Here is a 15,282-nt window from a genome sequence, read left to right as displayed (position 1 = left end):
GCACGCGTTCCAGGCGTGCCCAGGGCGTCACGGCCTCGCGGCGGGCCCCGGGGACGTTACGGCCTCGCGGCCTCGCGGCGTCCCGTCACCGGCGGCGCTTCCGCTCAACGCGTGCCGTCTGGCCGGAAGCGCTCGGTGAGCGGTGGGAGCACCGGGTACTCCGCGAACTGGCGCAGGGACATCACCGCCGTCTCCCCGAACGGCAGCCGCTCCCGCCAACGGCTGGCCAGCAGCACGTCCACCACCTGGTCCACCTCGCGCCAGTCGTCGGCCGATCGGTCGCGGGCGAGGGCCGTGGAGAAGGCGTCCAGGAACGCGCCGACCCGACCGGGACCGGCGGGGGCCACCCCGGCCGCCGGGGCCAGGGAGAGATCGGCGGCACGGGCGCGGCGGTCCACCAGGTGGAGTTCGGGGCGCAGGTGCACGCTGCCCATGCCGAGGGACTTGCCCATACCGACCTTGTGCGCGTGCTCGGGGTCGCGCGGGTCGCCGCCGTCCACGGGGTTGCCCAGGAGCAGGGCGCGCAGGAGGGCGCCGAGTTCGGCGTCGGTCAGGTTGGTGAAGGTGACGCGTGAGCGCAGGATGAGGCCGTCGCGCAGGGGGACGATGTCGCGCTGGGTGTCCTGGGGCGGCTCCGCGCCGGAGCCCCGGGGCAGCACCGTGATCCCGAGGTCGGTCTGGGCGCGTGCGTCGTAGCGGACCGGTGAGCCCAGGCGGGGGTCGTGCCGGTGCAGGTAGGTCTTGTACCCGCCCAGGCGGATACGGCCCTCGTGGGACCACGTGATGACGTCGGGCCGCTCCCCCGACGTCTCGGGGCCCTGGACCAGGTAGTTGGCGAAGCATCCGCGCTGCGGGGAGAGGAGCCGCACGCGCAGGGCGGCGCCGTCGGGGTAGTCGGGGTCGGGATCGTCGCCCAGGGCGTCACCGAAGGACACCCGGCCCTTGAGCGCGCCGGCCTCCCCCGCGAAGACGTCGGTGTCACCGAACAGCGCCCGGCACACGTCCACGGTGCGCCCGGCCCGGTCCGGCCGGTCGGGGTCCCCGTGCTGCGGGCCGAGCACCGCGGCGGGGACGGCACGGCGGATCGGGTCGTCGTCGCTGACCGCGACCCGGTAGCCGCCGGACCGGCCGAAGGAGACCACCCGGCCGGAGGGGTCGAGGTCGAACCAGACGGGTTCCAGGCCCCTCCGAGGCAGCCCGCCGCCCCCGGCTCCGGCGACCGGCGGCCGGTCGGGCCGGTCACCGGTCGTGCCCAGGGTGTCGGGGAAGGCGGCTCGTTGGTACCCGGTGACCTGCGCCGCCGACTCGAACAGCTCCACCAGCGACTCCGGGACCGGGAGGCGTCCGGCGCGCGGGTCGCGGGGGCGGGGGAACAGGTAGGCGTTGCGCCGCTCCTGCGCCGCGCTCCCCGTGAGCACCAGCAGGGCCGGGATCACCCCGCCGGAACCGCCGTGAGCGGCGAGGTGGGCGCGCGCCCCGGGTTCGTCGGGGGCCACCGCGGCGATCCCGCGCCGTCCCCGCAGGTGCACCGCGTACACCCAGCGGTGCTGGAGGCGGCCGTGCTGTTCGTGGGCGGTGGGGACGTAGGTGCCGTCCCGGGGCGGGTCGGGGAACTCGGCCACGCCGAAGTCCCAGGTGCGCAGGCTCTCCCGGAGCACGTCGAAGGTCACCTTGAGGGCGCGGCCGGGCTCGGGTTCCAGAGCGGTGGCGGGAACCTCCACGGCGTACCAGCCCCCGTCGTCGGGGTCGCGGTACAGGAAGCCCTGCCGGGTGCGGTGCCCCGCGCGGCGCCTGCGGTAGTGGTCGTGCCGCCTGGCCATGACCTGGCGGGCGCGGGTCGACGGGGAGCCGTCGGCGGCGCCGGAGTCCACGCGCACCGGCGCGCGGAAGAACAGCATGGGCGTGTTGACCGGGCCGCTCTCACCGCCGGTGAGCATGCGCAGCGTGTTGCGGACCAGGCCGCGCAGGGTGGAGCCGGGGATCAGGGGAAGGGAACGGTCCCCGTGCGGGAGGCGGGCGGAGGAGCCCGCGCGTCCTCGGCCGGGAGCCTGACCGACGAAGGTGGGGGTGAGCGTGGTCAGGGTGAGGTCGATCCAGCCCGAGTGGGTCCCCTCGACCGTGCGGTCGTGCGAGCGGAGCAGGGACACGGTGTCGTGGTCGGGGTGCAGGGCGGCGGCGGGAACCGGGGTCTCGGCCAACCGGACCAGACCGTAGGGGGCCGTGGCGCGGTGGGGGCCCGCCATCAGCGCTCCCCACCCGGAGGGTCGACCGGGGCCCCGGTGCCGACGTCGAACTCCGGGCCGGTGGGTTTGGGACCCGACACCAGTCCGGTCAGCCGGTGGAAGGCCACCCCGACCGCGCCGGTCACGGGGTCGGCGGCCCAGTACTCCCGGACCGTCAGCCAGGTACCGGTGCTCTCCAACGCCCCGTGCGGCCGGATCCGCCCCGAGAAGTCGGTCCAGGCGACCGGGAGCACCGCCTCGGTCCCGGAGGGCTCCCGCGTGACGGTGAGCGGCACCCGCCCCTCCAGGGTGCGGGTGGACCCGGGACCGCCCCAGCCCTGGAGCAGGAAGGAGCGGTCGCGGGGGCGCATCCACTCGGGGGGCCGTTCCGGAGCGTCGGTGCTGACCCAGCCCGACTCCGCGCCCTCCCCCAGACGGATCTGCGCGTGCGGGCCGAACACCAGCACCTCCAGCACACGCCACCGGTCCGTGTCGGGGTCGAGCGACGGCGCCGACAGCTCCTCGGTGGGCGGGGCGTCCGACCTCCGCCACCGGGAGTCGGGGCAGGAGCCGGTGATCCGCCCGTCTCCGAGCTCGGCCAGCAGCCACTGCGGCCCGCCCGGCGGACCCGCCGCGTCGAGGGCCCGGCAGCGCCGACCCCGCACGAGGACGTCGTCGAGAACCGTGTCGACCTCCTCCCCGGAGAGCGGGCGCACGTCGACGCCGACCGGCGACGGGGGTTCGTGGGGGTGCGGGTTCATGAGGGGTCCCCCTCGTCGTCGGGCCCGGGTTCTGGGGCACGGGTGATCTGTCGGTGCAGTTCGGGGAGCCATCCGCGGGCGGTGGCGGCGTCCGGGCCGTCCGGCTCGGTGAGGGCGCGGATCAGGTCCACCTCGTGGGGTGGCGACCCGTCCCCCTCGTGGGTGGTCAGGACCGCCCGGGTGGCGACCAGTCGGCCGCTGCCGCTGCCCGCGCCCGCGCCGAGGGTGTCCAGGGGGACCGTGGCCAGCTCGCGCACGACCAGGGCGAGCAGGCCCCGTACGGCGTCGTCGGGTTCGGTGACGTCGAGGACGACCGGGGCCGAACCGCCGCTGTGGAGTTCGGTGGTGAACAGGTGCCCGTCCACGGCGTCCCCGAAGAGGGAGTCGACGGTCAGGCGTGTGGTGGTCACCGGGGCGCCGCCGCTGAGGGTAGGGGTGGCCCGCAGACGGATCCGTGAGGGTGCGGGCCGGGAGTCGGGCCAGCGGCCGGTGTCGCCGCCCCACCAGTGCCCGTGCCACTCCGGCCAACGGGTCCCCTCCCCCGCCAGGTGTTCGGCCGCGTCCCGGACCAGCCGTTCCCCGATCCGCTTGAACAGGGCGAACAGGGCGGTGTCGCCGAGGACGGGGCGCGGCTCCACCTCGCCGCCCCCGGTGACCGCCGGGCGCCGCCGGTGGACGCGGTCGGCCGGGGTCGGCCGGTCGCCCGCGGGGGTGTCCCCGACGAGCAGGGTCGCGGGGCGTGTCGCCCGCCCCGAGGGGACGGGGTCGGGGCGTTCGGCCACGCGCAGTTCCAGGCGCAGCTCGGACCGTCGCCTCCGGTCCGCGCCCGCCGCCGCGTCCGGCAGGAGGGCGGCGGTGGCCCGCTGCCCGTCCTCGTTCAGGACCGCGCCGAGGGCCCTTGCCAGGTCCGCGTCGGGCTCGGCGGTCTCCAGGGCCCGTTCGGCCTCCCGCCAGCGGGTCGACCAGTCGCGCGCGTGGTAGGCGAACCACCCGTCCTCGTCGGTGAGGTCGTGTCGGCGGGCGGTCCAGCGGACGGCCCGGACCGCACCGAGTCCGCGTCCCGTGCGCCCACCGAGCCGGATGCCCGGCCCCTCGTCCGCCAGCCCCCGCGCGGCCAGGGCCAGCAGGACGAGCAGGCGGGCCTCCTCCGTGGGGTCGGCCGCCCTCAGCCTGAGGTGCGCGGTGAACACGGTGCCGGCGGGCAGCACCTCCCACTGCCACATACGGCCGGGGTGCACGCTGCCGGTGGCCGGGTCCACGCGGGTTCCCACCCGGACCGTCACCGCCTCGTCCTCGGGAAGGACCGCGTACGCGTCGTCCAGGTCCAGGGCGCTGGAGCGGGCACCCGCCTCCGGGTGGTCCCCCGAACCCAGCAGCGCGGCGGCGCTCTCCGGGTCGGCCGTGCGGGCCAGGAGTTCGTGGCGGAGCAGCCCGGCGAGGGTGGTGGCCCGCAGCCGGGGCGCCCCGCCCCGCGGGTCCCGGTCCAGCCTCAGGTCCACGTCGCTCTCCGCGGCCTGCCCGGCCCCGGCCCGGGCCGCGCCGACGTGGGTGTCGGTGAGCAGGCGGAGCCGGACCGCGCACTCCCAGACCAGGCCGGTGGGTCCGGGGCCGTGCGGGTCGTCCTCGGCGGTCACGTCCGGTCCTGTTCCGCGCGCAGCGTCCGGGCCGCCTCGGCCAGCCAGGAAGACACCAGCAGCAGGGACAGCCGTGCCGAGGCGCGGCGCTCCCAGTGCTCGGCCCGGGTCGAGAGCCCGCTCTCCCGGTTGTCGGACGGCAGTCCGTCCGGGGCGGCCAGGTCCACGGAGGCCAGCGCCCGGGCGTAGGCGGGGTCGTGGGAGAACCGGGGCCGGTTCGCCCGCCACCAGGCCGCCGGCCCGGCGGAGAGCCCGGTCAGCCACGTGTGGACGGTGAGCGGGCGGCCCCGGCCGCCCGGGCGGACCACCCGGGCGCGCTGGAGGGCGCGCACGGCCCTCTCCCTCAGCACCTTGTGGACCGTGTCGCTCTCCTCGTCCGGGCCCTCCAGTGTGTGGCCGAGCGCGGCCAGCGCCTCGTCGGGGGTGTCGTGGGGGCGGACGAGGACCTCACGCAGCCTCCCGAGGAGGCTGGGGGTGAGCGGGGACAGCGTGCCCGCCGAGGCGAGGGCGCGGGCGTGGTCGCGGATGGCGGAGGCGGCGGCGTTCCACATGAGCTCGTCGTACAGGGCGTCCAGCTCCGTGTCCTGCCCGGGGTCGAGGGGGGTGGGGTCGGGCAGGACCCGACCGTCGGACAGGGTGACGGTGCCCTCACGGCGCGCGGGGAGCGGGGTGGAGGCCGGTACGAGCGGGACGGGGCGCGGCGGGGGCGGCTCCAGCAGGGCGAACTGGCCGTGGCCGTCCACCAGGCGCTCACCCAGGGGGTGGGCCTCCAGGTCGCGGACGTGTGCGGTGGTCAGTCCCCCGCCCAGACGCAGCCGCACCACCGACCCCGGGGCCGCCGCCCAGCGCTCGGTCATCGGCCCCCGGTAGGCCCGGTGGTAGGCGCCGACCAGGACGGGTTCGACGTGTGCGGCGACCACCGTGACCGGGGTGTACGGCAGGCGTCGTTCGAGGAGTTCGCGTACGGCCGGAACCAGGGCGTGCGGACGGTCCTGCCCCTGCGCGCCCACCAGGAGCGCCGTGGAGAGCAGGACCAGGTCCACGTCCTGGCCCGCACGCCGGGACCGGTCGGGACCGGTCCACTCCACCCGGTCCGGGGACAGCGGGCGGTCCGGGCGCACCGGTTCCACCGCGACCCCGCCGTGGGCGCGCGTCCCGCCCGAGCCCAGGGTCAGCGTGCCCTCGGCGTCGGAGAGGACCTCGACGACGCGCGCCGCCAGTCCGCGCAGGAAGGCGTGGTCGGGGCCGCGCAGTTGCCATCGGGCCTCGAAGACCTGGCCCGGGTCCATGCTGGTGGTGAAGAAGGGGGCGCCCCGGCCCAGGTAGCGCTCGGCCGTGGTGCGCACGGACGCGCGCAGGGAGCGGTCGGGGGTGAGCGGGTCGCGGACGGCGCGGTGCGGCACCCCCGGCTGGTCGGTTCCCTCGGCGAACAGGTCCACGAGGGTGTCGCCGTCCTTGCCCGGCGAGTACAGGTACGCGGGCGGCGGGTGGGCGACCACCGGGACACCGGGGCGCGCGTGCTGCTCCAACCGGGGGTGGGCGGGGGCGAAGCGGATCAGCTCGCCGCGGGCGACCCACGTGCGCAGTTCGTCCCACAGGCCCGCACGCTGGAGCGCGGCCGCGAGCATCCCCCGCTGGGCGCGCCCGCTCACCGTGGTCTCGGTGTCGACGCGCAGGGGGTCGAAGCCGGTCCGCACCGCGAGGGAGTCGGTGAGCACGTACCGCAGTGGCAGGTAGGCGCTGACGGGTTCGGCGGGGTCCCGGTAGGGGTCGGGGTTCACGTCCTCGCCCCCCGTACGGCCCCGGACGCCCGTGCCGCCCCGCCGCCGAACGCCGTCTCCGCCGGGGCCTCCAGGTGGGGAGGCCGTCCGCAGGGCCGTGCCAGGGAGAGCGTGGTGGCGCGGGGGTCGGGGTCGTCGGGGCGGGACAGGTACACGTCGACCCGGCCCCGGCCCCGTGTGGAGCGCAAGCCGATCTGGTCCGTGGCCAGGCAGGCGCGCGCCAGACAGCGCCAGTCCACCGCCCGTGGGGGTACCGACCAGGTCAGGGGCGCGGTGAGCACCAGGCCGGGCAGGAGCACCCGGTGGGTGCGCAGCCGACCGGGTTCGGGGGCGCCGTCCGGACCGATCTCCACCCCCGACTCCAGGGTGGTGTGCGCGTCGGTGACGGCCCTGCGGAGCGCGGCGCGCGCGGGTGCGGCACGGCCCGCGAGGGCGTGGGCGACGGCGGCGCGGACCGCGTCCCCGGGGCGCCCGTGTCCCACGCGCAGCGCGCGGTCGGCGTCGTGTGAGCCCTCCCGGCCGAACACCCTCTCCACCGCCTCGGCCAGGTCGGGCGTGACCGTCGCGGCGCTGACCGCCGCCACGCGCAGGCGGGCGGCGAGCCGGTGCCGGGGCAGACACGGCAGCCCGTGCGCGTCCGTGACGACGTCGGTGTCGGCGCCGGTGCCGTCCGCGCTGGCCCCCGCGAAGAGCGCCGGGGACACCAGGCGCACCACGATCCGGTCCGGTTCACTCATGGGTTCCCTCCGTCAGTCCCGGATCCAGGTACAGGTCCCGCACGTTGACCGCGTCCAGCAGCTCACCGTGGGTCCACCCCTCGGGCAGCGCCACGGGGTGCCCGGTCGCGCGGGCGCGGCGGTCCAGTTCCGGCCCGGGGTCTGCGCCGGACTCCAGCAGGGGGACCAGCGCCGAGACCAGCCAGCCCCGGTGGTGGGAGTCCCCGTCCGCGAACAGGCCGCCGCGCGGGGAGAGGTAGCGGTCCAGGAAGCGGGTGAAGGCGGACCCGGTCATCGGCAGGGCGGTGCGCGCGGGCACGGCCGCCTGGGCGGCCTCCGTGCGGTCCAGGACCCGGTCGACCCCGTCGAAGCGGGTGGTCCAGGCCACCGCGTGCTCCTCGGCGGCTGCGGGATCGGTGGCGGCCGCCGAACGCCGCCCCGCCTTGGCCAGGGAACACATGGCCTCGCACAGGTCGTAGCCGAGCGCGAGCGGGGCGCCCACCGGCTGGACCGCGATCCCCGCACCAACGGTGGGCACGCACGTGAGATGGGTGCGCGCGTCGGCGCCCACCACGGTGCGGCCCGGGAGGCGGACCCGGGCCAGCGCGCGGTGCAGCGCCACACGGGGGTCCCCGGGGTCGCGGATCCGCTCCGGATCGGCGTCCAGCCACTCCAGGGCGTACCGCACCAGGCTCAGCGCCAGACGGGCGTCGCAGAGGACCGTGAGGTCGTCCCCGGCGACCACGATCGGCCGCACCGGCAACAGGATCGGGCCGGGAGGCTGGTGGTCCAGGGTGAGCTCCGCGCCCGTCCCGTTCCCGGGAACCACGGGCGGCCGCCCCGGTTCGGTCCGGACCGCGGCGGCCACCGCGCGCACCAGGGCCCGGGCCAGCCCCTCCGTGAGTCCGGCGACGTGGGTGGACAGCTCCCGCTGGGCCAGCGCCCCGGATCCGGGCGCACCGGGGACTCCCGCCCGTTCGCGGTACTCCCCGAGGAGCTCCCCCAGGCCGTTGACGTCCACGTGCACCACCGCGACCCGGCTCACCTCGCCGTGGTCGCGGCCGAGCCGGTCCACCTCCATGGGCAGGGCCAGGTCCGCGTCGAGTCCGGCGAGCCAGGAGTCGCTGTGGGCGCGGTGCCAGCGACGGCCGATCCCCCGCGCCCGGGCGACGTCGGCCGCCACCCGCTCGTGCACGCGCCGCCCCGTCCCGCCGGGATCCTCCAGGGGCCTGCTGCCGTCCACGGACTCGGCCGGGGCCCCGCTGACCGAGCACACGGCCGTGATCCCGTACCCCGAGGCGGGGGTGTGCAGCGCGGACATGTGACGGCGGGCGCGGCGCAGCCGGACGGGGAGCTCGGCCAGCGCCGCGTCCAGGTCCGGTGCGACCGGCTCCCCGGGGACGGGCACGGCCCCGGGCCCGTAGGGGACGAACGCGACCACCGGGGTCAGGCCCCCGGCCCGGTCCCGGAGCCTGCGCGTGTAGCGCCCGGTGAGGAGGCGGGCCGCCGCGAGGTCGGGCAGCACCAGGGTCAGGGCCCCGCCGGCGTCCCGCAGGACCAGACACCCCTCGGGAACGAGGTCACCCACCCCGTGGACGGGGTCGGAGGTGTCGGTGAGTTCGGCGACGAGCGCCGCGCGGCCCACGGCGTCCAGGATGCGTCGCCCGCTGTAGACGAAGGCCTGGATTCCGCGCAGGTCGACGCCGACGAGCACCCCGGTGACCGGGGTATCGTCGTGGGCTTCGGTCGGTCGGCGCTCGGGGGCCTGGGTCACCGCGACGGACTCCTCGTGACCGGGGGACGGCGGGAACGGCGCGGGCGCCGCACGGGAACGGGTGTCCTGCTGACCTCTCTCGGACGGTGACGCCGTCGTCACCACGGATACCAGGAGTCGCCGCCCCGCGTCACCCCGTTGGCCCCTTCCGGTCACTCCTTCCCCCGCACGCACTCCGGTCCGACGGGGCACCGTTCCCTGTCCGAGAGAGCACAGTGCATGGACCGTCCCCCGCCCGACAGCAGAGAGGCCCCTCCCATGGCGACCCCGAGCAGACACGACCGGCTCTCCCGATCCGAACGCGACCGCCCCTCGGCGGGCAAGCGCACCGGCCCCGCCCTGACCCCGGAGGACCTCGTACCGCACCTGCTCGGGCTGGCCCGGACGCTCCGGGAGGGCGACGGACGGACCCCGCCGGGCCCCATGCCCCACGAACACACGTCCTGACGCCCCGACCCGGGTGACCATCCGGGTCGGGGCGCGGGCGGGGACGAGAAGGGGCTCCCACCCCGTCCACCGGGTGGGAGCCGCGAAGGGCGGCCGGGGGGCCGCCGGGGTGGGGCACCGGTCCCCGCCCGCCGTCCTCGGGCGGGAACCGGCGGTCTGTGGGTCAGTCGAACAGCGTTCCCCCGAACTCCTCCGTCTCCGCCGCCGCGCGCGCACGGCTGTCGAGCGGCCGGGGGCGGCCGTGCCGGATCCGGTGCGCGACGCGTCGGCCCGAACGCGGGGCGGGGACCTGCCCGGCGGAACCGCTCCAGGTGACCGTGTCCACTCGCACCGCCCCGAAGCCCTGCGCGGTGTACTTGCCGATCCCGGCCAGCTCCAGGAGCTCCAGCAGGACGGCGAAGGTGGCGCCCCCGAGCTGGCCGTCGACGGTGTCCAGGCGCAGGCCGCCCCGCCAGCCCAGCACGGTGCGGTTCTCGGTGTGCTGGTGCTCGGTCAGCCCCACCTCCTCGCCCGGCAGCGTCGAGCGCCTGACCCGGTCCAGCCCGGTCAGGGCCTCCTCCAGCCAGGGGGTGGCGAGTTCGGGCGGCGCGAAACGGGCCACCGCGCCCACCGCGCCGCTGCCGCCGACGATCCCGCCGCCCGAGCGGTGCACGGCCCCGAAGAGCCGCCGGGGGTTGGGGCGCACGTGCGGGACGCGTTCCCCCGTGGTGTCGCGGGTGGTCGTCACCACCGGGGTGACGGTGCGCACCTCGGCCGCGCGCACGGCGGCGGGCCGGTGCGCGTCGGTGAGCATCTCGGTGTAGGGGGTGTCGAAGGTCCGTGTCACCGAGAGGGGTTCGAGGAGGTGGTCACCGACACCCTGGACCCGACCGATCAGCTCCCCCGGGTCCACGGGCGCCGGGACGTCGTCGTCCAGCCAGGTCAGCGTCCAGTGGTACAGCCGGTCGCCCAGGGGGGTCGGCCAGCCGTTCATCGCCCAGCGCTTGGCCGCCGCGTGCTCGGACTCCGGCTGCGGCCACCAGCGGTTCAGCAGTCCGTGGCAGTCCTCGGGCCGGATCGGCCGCGCCGCGTCGGCCCTCTCCCCCAGGATCACGGTCCACCGTCTGGGCACCGGACACCACCCCTCGCCTGTTCGTGACGGCGCGGTCCGCCGTCCTCTTCCTCCCACGACTACTCTCGGACAGTCCCCGCGCCCCGGGGATCCGGGGGGCTCAGGCGTCCTCGGCCATCTCCACCAGACGCAGGACGGTACGCCAGTTGCGGGCGGTGATCTCCCCCGGGCAGTTCCGGGCGACCACGGCGGGCAGCCGGGCCTCGCGCACTCCGAGTTCGTGGTGGGTGAACACCTCGGTGGGGGTGACGGCGAGGCGCTCGCGCGGGTGGGTGGCGGGGTCGATCGCGGCGAGCGCTGCGGTGTCCACCGGTTCCGAGCAGAACAGCACCATGAACTTGGCGGGGTCCTCCACCGGCAGGGGGTTGGCCGCCACCGCCGCGCGGAGCTGTTCGAGCGTGCGCGCCATCACCGGTACGTCCAGACCGAGCCGGTCACGCAGCGCCGCGCGCACCGCCGCCTCCACCACCTCGGGGTCGGACTCCTCGGAGGTCAGGACGGCGTTGCCGCTCTGGATGTAGGTGGCCACGCCCGTGTACCCGAGCCCGGTGAGCAGGGCGCGCAGGTCGGCCATGGCCACTTTGCGGTGTCCGCCGACGTTGATGCCGCGCAGCAGCACGATGTGTCTGGTCATACCGGCCATGGTGCCCCAGCCCGACGACGGTTCCACGGTTGTCCGGCCCCACACGCGGGGACCACAATGGGCTGGCCACAGTTGACCCACGACGAAGCGGAGGGCCCATGCCCCGTCTGAGCCACAGCCTCACCCTGACCCCCCTGGGTCGTGAGGACCTCGCGCGGACGGTGTCCTCGGCGTACGGGGTCCTGCGCGGCGCGCACTTCGGGGAGGACGGCCTGCTGGTCCTGCCGTCGGAGAAGGAGTTGCGGCGCCTGGAGCAGCGGGCCGAGGAGCTGGGCATCGCGCTCGCCCCGGAGGAGAGGGCCGCGTACGAGCGCGGGGTGGAGGACCCGCTGGAGGGGACCGGGGAGGCCGAGGAGGCGGTCGGTTCCACCGAACGGGAGCTGGCCGCCCAGGATCTGGCGGACGAGGCCGCGGTGGAGGCCGCCGAACTCTCCCTGCGCCTGCTCTCCGGGGAGCACCTCGCCCCCGGCAGCACCTACCTGGCCACCGAGGTCGATCCCGCGGGACGACCGGTCTTCGCGGCGGACGGCGAGGGCTGGGTGGGCACCGACCTGACCGTGGCCTCCTGGGACGAGACCGGCGTGTGCGCGGTCGACTTCGCCATGCGTGAGGAGGCCGGGAGCGGCGGGGGCTCCACCGGGAAGGGCGGTGAGGCCCCGTCCACCACCGGCTCGGTGGTGCACGACCGGGCCCGGCAGACCCTGGCCGTCGACGCGGACCTGCGCTTCCCCGTGGAGAGTGCCCTGGCGCGCTGGGGTTCGCACCTGCTGCGCGCCCGCGTACGCGTCCGGGTGGACCTGCCCGGCTGGTTCGCGGCCGCCACCGGCGCGGAGCCCCCTGCCCCGGTGACCCTGGAGGTGGAGCACCCGCTGGTCCGGGCGCGCGGTGAGGCCTCCCCCGCGCCCGGACCCGACGGGACGTGGACGGTCTCGGGTCGACTGGACGTGCGCGGTGTCGGGTTGTCGCGCCCGATCGTGGCGGTGGCCGGGTGGGCTCTGGGCCGGTCCCTGCGCCGGTCCGACCAGTGGTCCGTGGAGTCGGGCGGCGCGTGGTTCCAGGAGGGCTGGGACGACGTCGCGCGGGCCCTGCCCGGTCTCCCGGACCTCCTGGACGACGTGGCCGGGACCTTCGCCGACGCCCGCCCCGGCGACCACGGCTGAACCCGCCGCCCCGGACCCGTCGGTCAGTCGCGGTCGGCGCCCCACCCGGTGAGCGAGCGCACCCGCAGCTCGGTGTAGCGGGCGCTGTTGCGCTCCCGTGAGAGCAGGCTGCCGAGGATCGCGCAGGCGAAACCGATCGGTACGGCCACCAGGGCCGGGTTCTCCATGGGGAAGACCTGGATGTCGACCCAGGCGGGCAGGACCGACAGGTTCCCGCCGGTCACGGGGTCGGTCCTCCCGGACACCACCGGGGAGAACAGCATCAGCAGCAGGGTCGCGGACAGCCCGCCGTAGATCCCCCACTCCACGCCCCGGGTGTTGAAGCGGCGCCAGAACATGGTGAGGACGATCACGGGCAGGTTGGCGGCGGCCGCGATGGCGAAGGCCAGCCCCACCAGGAAGGCGACGTTCTGGCCCTGTGCCCGCACCGCCAGGGCGATGGAGACCGCGCCGATCACGCACGCGGAGAACCGGGCCACCGCCACCTCCTGGGACTCACGCGGGCGCCCCCACATCAGGATGTGGCCGAACAGGTCGTGCGCGATCGAGGAGGACGAGGCCAGGGTGAGGCTGGCGATCACGGCGAGGATGGTGGCCAGCGCCACGGCGGAGATCAGCGCCAGCAGCACGGCGGCACCCGCCGGTCCGGCGGTCCGGAGCCCGACCTCCTCGGCGAGCAGCGGGACGGCGGAGTTGCCCGAGGGGTCCAGGGCCGTGATGCGTTCGGACCCCACGAGGGCGGCGGCGCCGAACCCCAGGGCGAGGGTCATCAGGTAGAAGGCTCCCACCATGGCGATGGTGCGGTTGACCGAGGAGCGCGCGGCCCGGCCGTCGGTCACCGTGTAGAAGCGGATGAGGATGTGCGGCAGGGCCACGGTGCCCAGGACCAGCGCCAGCCCCAGGCTGATCAGGTCCATCTTGTTGAAGAGGGTCTGGACCGCGTCTCCGGGGACCTCGACGCCGAACCGCAGCCCGGGTTCGAGGAAGGCCTGTCCGTGGCCGCTGGCCTCGGCCGCCCCGCTGAGCAGGGCGCGCGGGTCGAAGGAGAACAGGGCCAGGACCAGGACGGTGAGCAGTCCGGTGGCGGTGAGCAACACCACGGCCTTGATGATCTGGAGCCAGGTGGCCGCCTTCATCCCGCCGTACATGACGTAGACGATCATCAGCACGCCCACGAGCACGATGGCCCCGGTGCGGGCCTGGCCCGCGTCCAGTCCCAGGAAGGTGCCGCCGTCGTGCAGGCCGAGCAGGACCGAGACCAGGGCCCCCGCCCCCACCATCTGCGCCACCAGGTAGAACACGCACACGGTGACCGTGGACACCGTGCAGGCCAGCCGTACCCGCATCCGGCGCATACGGAAGGCGGGGAGGTCGGCCATGGTGAAGCGGCCGGTGTTGCGTGTGAGCTGGGCCATGGGCAGCACCAGCAGCCAGGCCACAAGGAAGCCGATGGAGTACAGGAAACCGTCGTAGCCCTGGAGGGCGATCATCCCGGCGATGCCCAGGAAGGACGCGGCGGAGAGGTAGTCACCGGTCAGGGCGAGGCCGTTCTGGGTACTGGAGAAGCCGCGCCCCCCGGCGTAGAAGTCGACGGCGCCCCTGGTGGTGCGCCGGGCGCGGATCGTGATGGCCAGCGTGACCAGGACGAACACCGCGCACAGGCCGATGGTCCAGGCGTGCGCGGCCTCGACGCGGACGTCGAGCGCGGTGGTGAACGGGAACAGGGCCGTGGCGTCCATCAACCGACCACCCGTCCGTCGAGGGTGTCCTCGGCTCGGGCGTGGTCGCGGATCTCCTCCGCGAGGGGGTCGATGGAGCGGGCGGAGAAACGGCCGAACGCCCAGGCGAGCGCGAAGGTGAGCGCGAACTGGCCGAGCCCCGCTGCCAAGGCGACGTTGACGGAGTCGGTGATCCGCACGCTCATGAAATCGCGCGCGTAGGCGGAAAGGAGGAGATAGGAAAGGTAACTCAGCAGGAAGGTGCCGACCACCGCTCCGGCCAGAAGTGCGAATCTCCTTCGGAGTTTCACGAATCTCGGGTCGACGGACATGCGCTCACAGGCGTGCGCCATATCCGCCTCAGCCCACCCGCGCGCCGATCCGCCGCCGCTGAGGCGCGACGATTCCCCAGCGCCGCCACCACGCCCTCCGGACGTGCCTTCCATGTACTCGACCACGGCCATCCCCCCGAACACGGAAAATCCTCCCCGCGCACGCGGGGGCCTTGTGTGTGACGCCGAATCCGCTCCCCCACGGACTTCGGCCCTTCCCTCGGCGCGCGCCGCACTGGGCGCGTCGGCCGGATTCCCGGGGCGGCCCGTCTCCGTCACCGGACGTCCCCGCACCCCTGAGTGGAACTCACACTAACCACAGCCCCCGCGCCGTGTTCACCAAATACACAAATCGGCCGGGACGAATACGGGGACCGGAACACGAAAGGCGGGAAGGGCATTGTGTAACGGCGTCGGGAACGCGCCCGCTCCGCGACGGAGACCGGGATCACGGACCATCACCCGAATGGACCGCCTGGTCATCCGGGCCACACGCGCCGCCGGACGGCGCGATGACCCCTCCGACTTCGCTAGGCTTCGGGGCGACCCCGACCCATCACGGAAACCGGTCTCATCACCCGTTTCCGCGTTCGTACACGTGTATGATTACAGGGTCCGCACAGTTCACGCGATACCGAAGGGAAATCCCCGCCGTGGTCACCGAGGTCTTCACGCGCAAGTACTGCGATCCCCACGCCGTCCGCGAGGAGAAGGTCGAGGCGACTGAGGTCATCCAGTTCGCCTGGGAGGGCGCCGTCCGTGAGGTCGACGCCTGCGAGGAGTGCTTCAAGGAGCACGAGACCCGCTACGAGCCCCTCGTCGACTACTCGCGTCCGGTGAAGAAGCGCCGCGTCACCAAGAAGGCCGCCGCTTCCACCACCGAGAAGCCCGAGGGCTCCGACAGCGACGCGGACGGCGACGACGACGACAACTAGGTCGTCGGGCGCACCGGGGGGTCACCCCCGGGCCACTCCCTAGGTTCA

The 15,282-nt window shown here is 75.2% G+C and carries 13 protein-coding genes; 3 read left to right on the top strand and 10 right to left on the bottom strand.

Annotation, left to right across the window (positions count from 1 at the left end):
• Nucleotides 1–104 precede the first annotated feature (104 nt).
• Genes AC0VYL_RS09880 through AC0VYL_RS09855 form a run of 6 tightly spaced genes read right to left on the bottom strand, consistent with a single transcriptional unit; the run spans nucleotide 105 to nucleotide 8,888 of the window.
• On the bottom strand, nucleotides 105–2,243 hold the full coding sequence (locus AC0VYL_RS09880) for a TIGR03986 family type III CRISPR-associated RAMP protein (RefSeq protein ID WP_475482933.1): 2,139 nt from the start codon (nucleotides 2,241–2,243) through the stop codon (nucleotides 105–107).
• Nucleotides 2,243–2,983 carry a hypothetical protein gene (locus tag AC0VYL_RS09875; protein ID WP_475482932.1) on the bottom strand — a complete coding sequence of 247 codons (741 nt, stop codon included), beginning with the start codon at nucleotides 2,981–2,983 and terminating at the stop codon, nucleotides 2,243–2,245. The genes AC0VYL_RS09880 and AC0VYL_RS09875 overlap by 1 nt, the downstream gene beginning before the upstream one ends.
• On the bottom strand, nucleotides 2,980–4,617 hold the full coding sequence (locus AC0VYL_RS09870; protein ID WP_475482931.1) for an RAMP superfamily CRISPR-associated protein: 1,638 nt from the start codon (nucleotides 4,615–4,617) through the stop codon (nucleotides 2,980–2,982). The genes AC0VYL_RS09875 and AC0VYL_RS09870 overlap by 4 nt, the downstream gene beginning before the upstream one ends.
• Nucleotides 4,614–6,398 carry a hypothetical protein gene (locus AC0VYL_RS09865; protein WP_475461542.1) on the bottom strand — a complete coding sequence of 595 codons (1,785 nt, stop codon included), beginning with the start codon at nucleotides 6,396–6,398 and terminating at the stop codon, nucleotides 4,614–4,616. Before AC0VYL_RS09865 ends, AC0VYL_RS09870 begins: the two co-directional genes overlap by 4 nt.
• On the bottom strand, nucleotides 6,395–7,135 hold the full coding sequence (locus AC0VYL_RS09860) for a hypothetical protein (RefSeq protein WP_475482930.1): 741 nt from the start codon (nucleotides 7,133–7,135) through the stop codon (nucleotides 6,395–6,397). The genes AC0VYL_RS09865 and AC0VYL_RS09860 overlap by 4 nt, the downstream gene beginning before the upstream one ends.
• Nucleotides 7,128–8,888 carry a hypothetical protein gene (locus tag AC0VYL_RS09855; RefSeq protein ID WP_475482929.1) on the bottom strand — a complete coding sequence of 587 codons (1,761 nt, stop codon included), beginning with the start codon at nucleotides 8,886–8,888 and terminating at the stop codon, nucleotides 7,128–7,130. Before AC0VYL_RS09855 ends, AC0VYL_RS09860 begins: the two co-directional genes overlap by 8 nt.
• Before the next feature lie 258 nt (nucleotides 8,889–9,146).
• On the opposite strand from AC0VYL_RS09855, the gene AC0VYL_RS09850 reads away from it, so the two are divergent.
• Complete coding sequence (locus AC0VYL_RS09850) at nucleotides 9,147–9,335, top strand: hypothetical protein (RefSeq protein WP_475461534.1); 189 nt, start codon at nucleotides 9,147–9,149, stop codon at nucleotides 9,333–9,335.
• 163 nt (nucleotides 9,336–9,498) lie between these two features.
• Here the strand turns inward: AC0VYL_RS09850 and AC0VYL_RS09845 are convergent, their stop codons facing one another.
• Together AC0VYL_RS09845 and AC0VYL_RS09840 are read right to left on the bottom strand one after the other, a co-directional pair.
• The gene (locus AC0VYL_RS09845; RefSeq protein WP_475482928.1) at nucleotides 9,499–10,446 is read right to left on the bottom strand and encodes a CRISPR system precrRNA processing endoribonuclease RAMP protein Cas6; all 948 of its coding nucleotides are present in this window, start codon (nucleotides 10,444–10,446) and stop codon (nucleotides 9,499–9,501) included.
• A gap of 100 nt (nucleotides 10,447–10,546) precedes the next feature.
• Complete coding sequence (locus AC0VYL_RS09840) at nucleotides 10,547–11,089, bottom strand: DUF1697 domain-containing protein (RefSeq protein ID WP_475462994.1); 543 nt, start codon at nucleotides 11,087–11,089, stop codon at nucleotides 10,547–10,549.
• A 98-nt stretch (nucleotides 11,090–11,187) separates the two neighbouring features.
• Between AC0VYL_RS09840 and AC0VYL_RS09835 the strand changes: the two genes are divergently transcribed.
• Nucleotides 11,188–12,249: a hypothetical protein gene (locus AC0VYL_RS09835; protein ID WP_475482927.1), complete on the top strand. Its 1,062-nt coding sequence runs from the start codon at nucleotides 11,188–11,190 to the stop codon at nucleotides 12,247–12,249.
• Nucleotides 12,250–12,272: 23 nt separating this feature from the next.
• On the opposite strand, the gene AC0VYL_RS09830 is transcribed toward AC0VYL_RS09835, so the two are convergent.
• Nucleotides 12,273–13,988, bottom strand: a complete 1,716-nt coding sequence (locus AC0VYL_RS09830) for a solute symporter family protein (RefSeq protein ID WP_475482926.1) — start codon at nucleotides 13,986–13,988, stop codon at nucleotides 12,273–12,275.
• Nucleotides 13,988–14,425: a DUF485 domain-containing protein gene (locus tag AC0VYL_RS09825; RefSeq protein ID WP_475462992.1), complete on the bottom strand. Its 438-nt coding sequence runs from the start codon at nucleotides 14,423–14,425 to the stop codon at nucleotides 13,988–13,990. Before AC0VYL_RS09825 ends, AC0VYL_RS09830 begins: the two co-directional genes overlap by 1 nt.
• Before the next feature lie 527 nt (nucleotides 14,426–14,952).
• On the opposite strand from AC0VYL_RS09825, the gene AC0VYL_RS09820 reads away from it, so the two are divergent.
• Nucleotides 14,953–15,234 carry a hypothetical protein gene (locus AC0VYL_RS09820; protein WP_475461527.1) on the top strand — a complete coding sequence of 94 codons (282 nt, stop codon included), beginning with the start codon at nucleotides 14,953–14,955 and terminating at the stop codon, nucleotides 15,232–15,234.
• Nucleotides 15,235–15,282: the final 48 nt, after the last annotated feature.

Source organism: Nocardiopsis sp. iso_238, from assembly GCF_056173325.1.
Note: the sequence above shows the minus strand (reverse complement) of the source record. Positions and strands in the feature narration are given on the sequence as shown.

What these genes read in the sequence shown, in the direction of transcription:
- AC0VYL_RS09830 (WP_475482926.1), bottom strand. Translation starts at nt 13,988, where the DNA reads ATGGACGCCACGGCCCTGTTCCCGTTCACCACCGCGCTCGACGTCCGC.
- AC0VYL_RS09860 (WP_475482930.1), bottom strand. Translation starts at nt 7,135, where the DNA reads ATGAGTGAACCGGACCGGATCGTGGTGCGCCTGGTGTCCCCGGCGCTC.
- AC0VYL_RS09840 (WP_475462994.1), bottom strand. Translation starts at nt 11,089, where the DNA reads ATGGCCGGTATGACCAGACACATCGTGCTGCTGCGCGGCATCAACGTC.
- AC0VYL_RS09880 (WP_475482933.1), bottom strand. Translation starts at nt 2,243, where the DNA reads ATGGCGGGCCCCCACCGCGCCACGGCCCCCTACGGTCTGGTCCGGTTG.
- AC0VYL_RS09835 (WP_475482927.1), top strand. Translation starts at nt 11,188, where the DNA reads ATGCCCCGTCTGAGCCACAGCCTCACCCTGACCCCCCTGGGTCGTGAG.
- AC0VYL_RS09850 (WP_475461534.1), top strand. Translation starts at nt 9,147, where the DNA reads ATGGCGACCCCGAGCAGACACGACCGGCTCTCCCGATCCGAACGCGAC.
- AC0VYL_RS09875 (WP_475482932.1), bottom strand. Translation starts at nt 2,983, where the DNA reads ATGAACCCGCACCCCCACGAACCCCCGTCGCCGGTCGGCGTCGACGTG.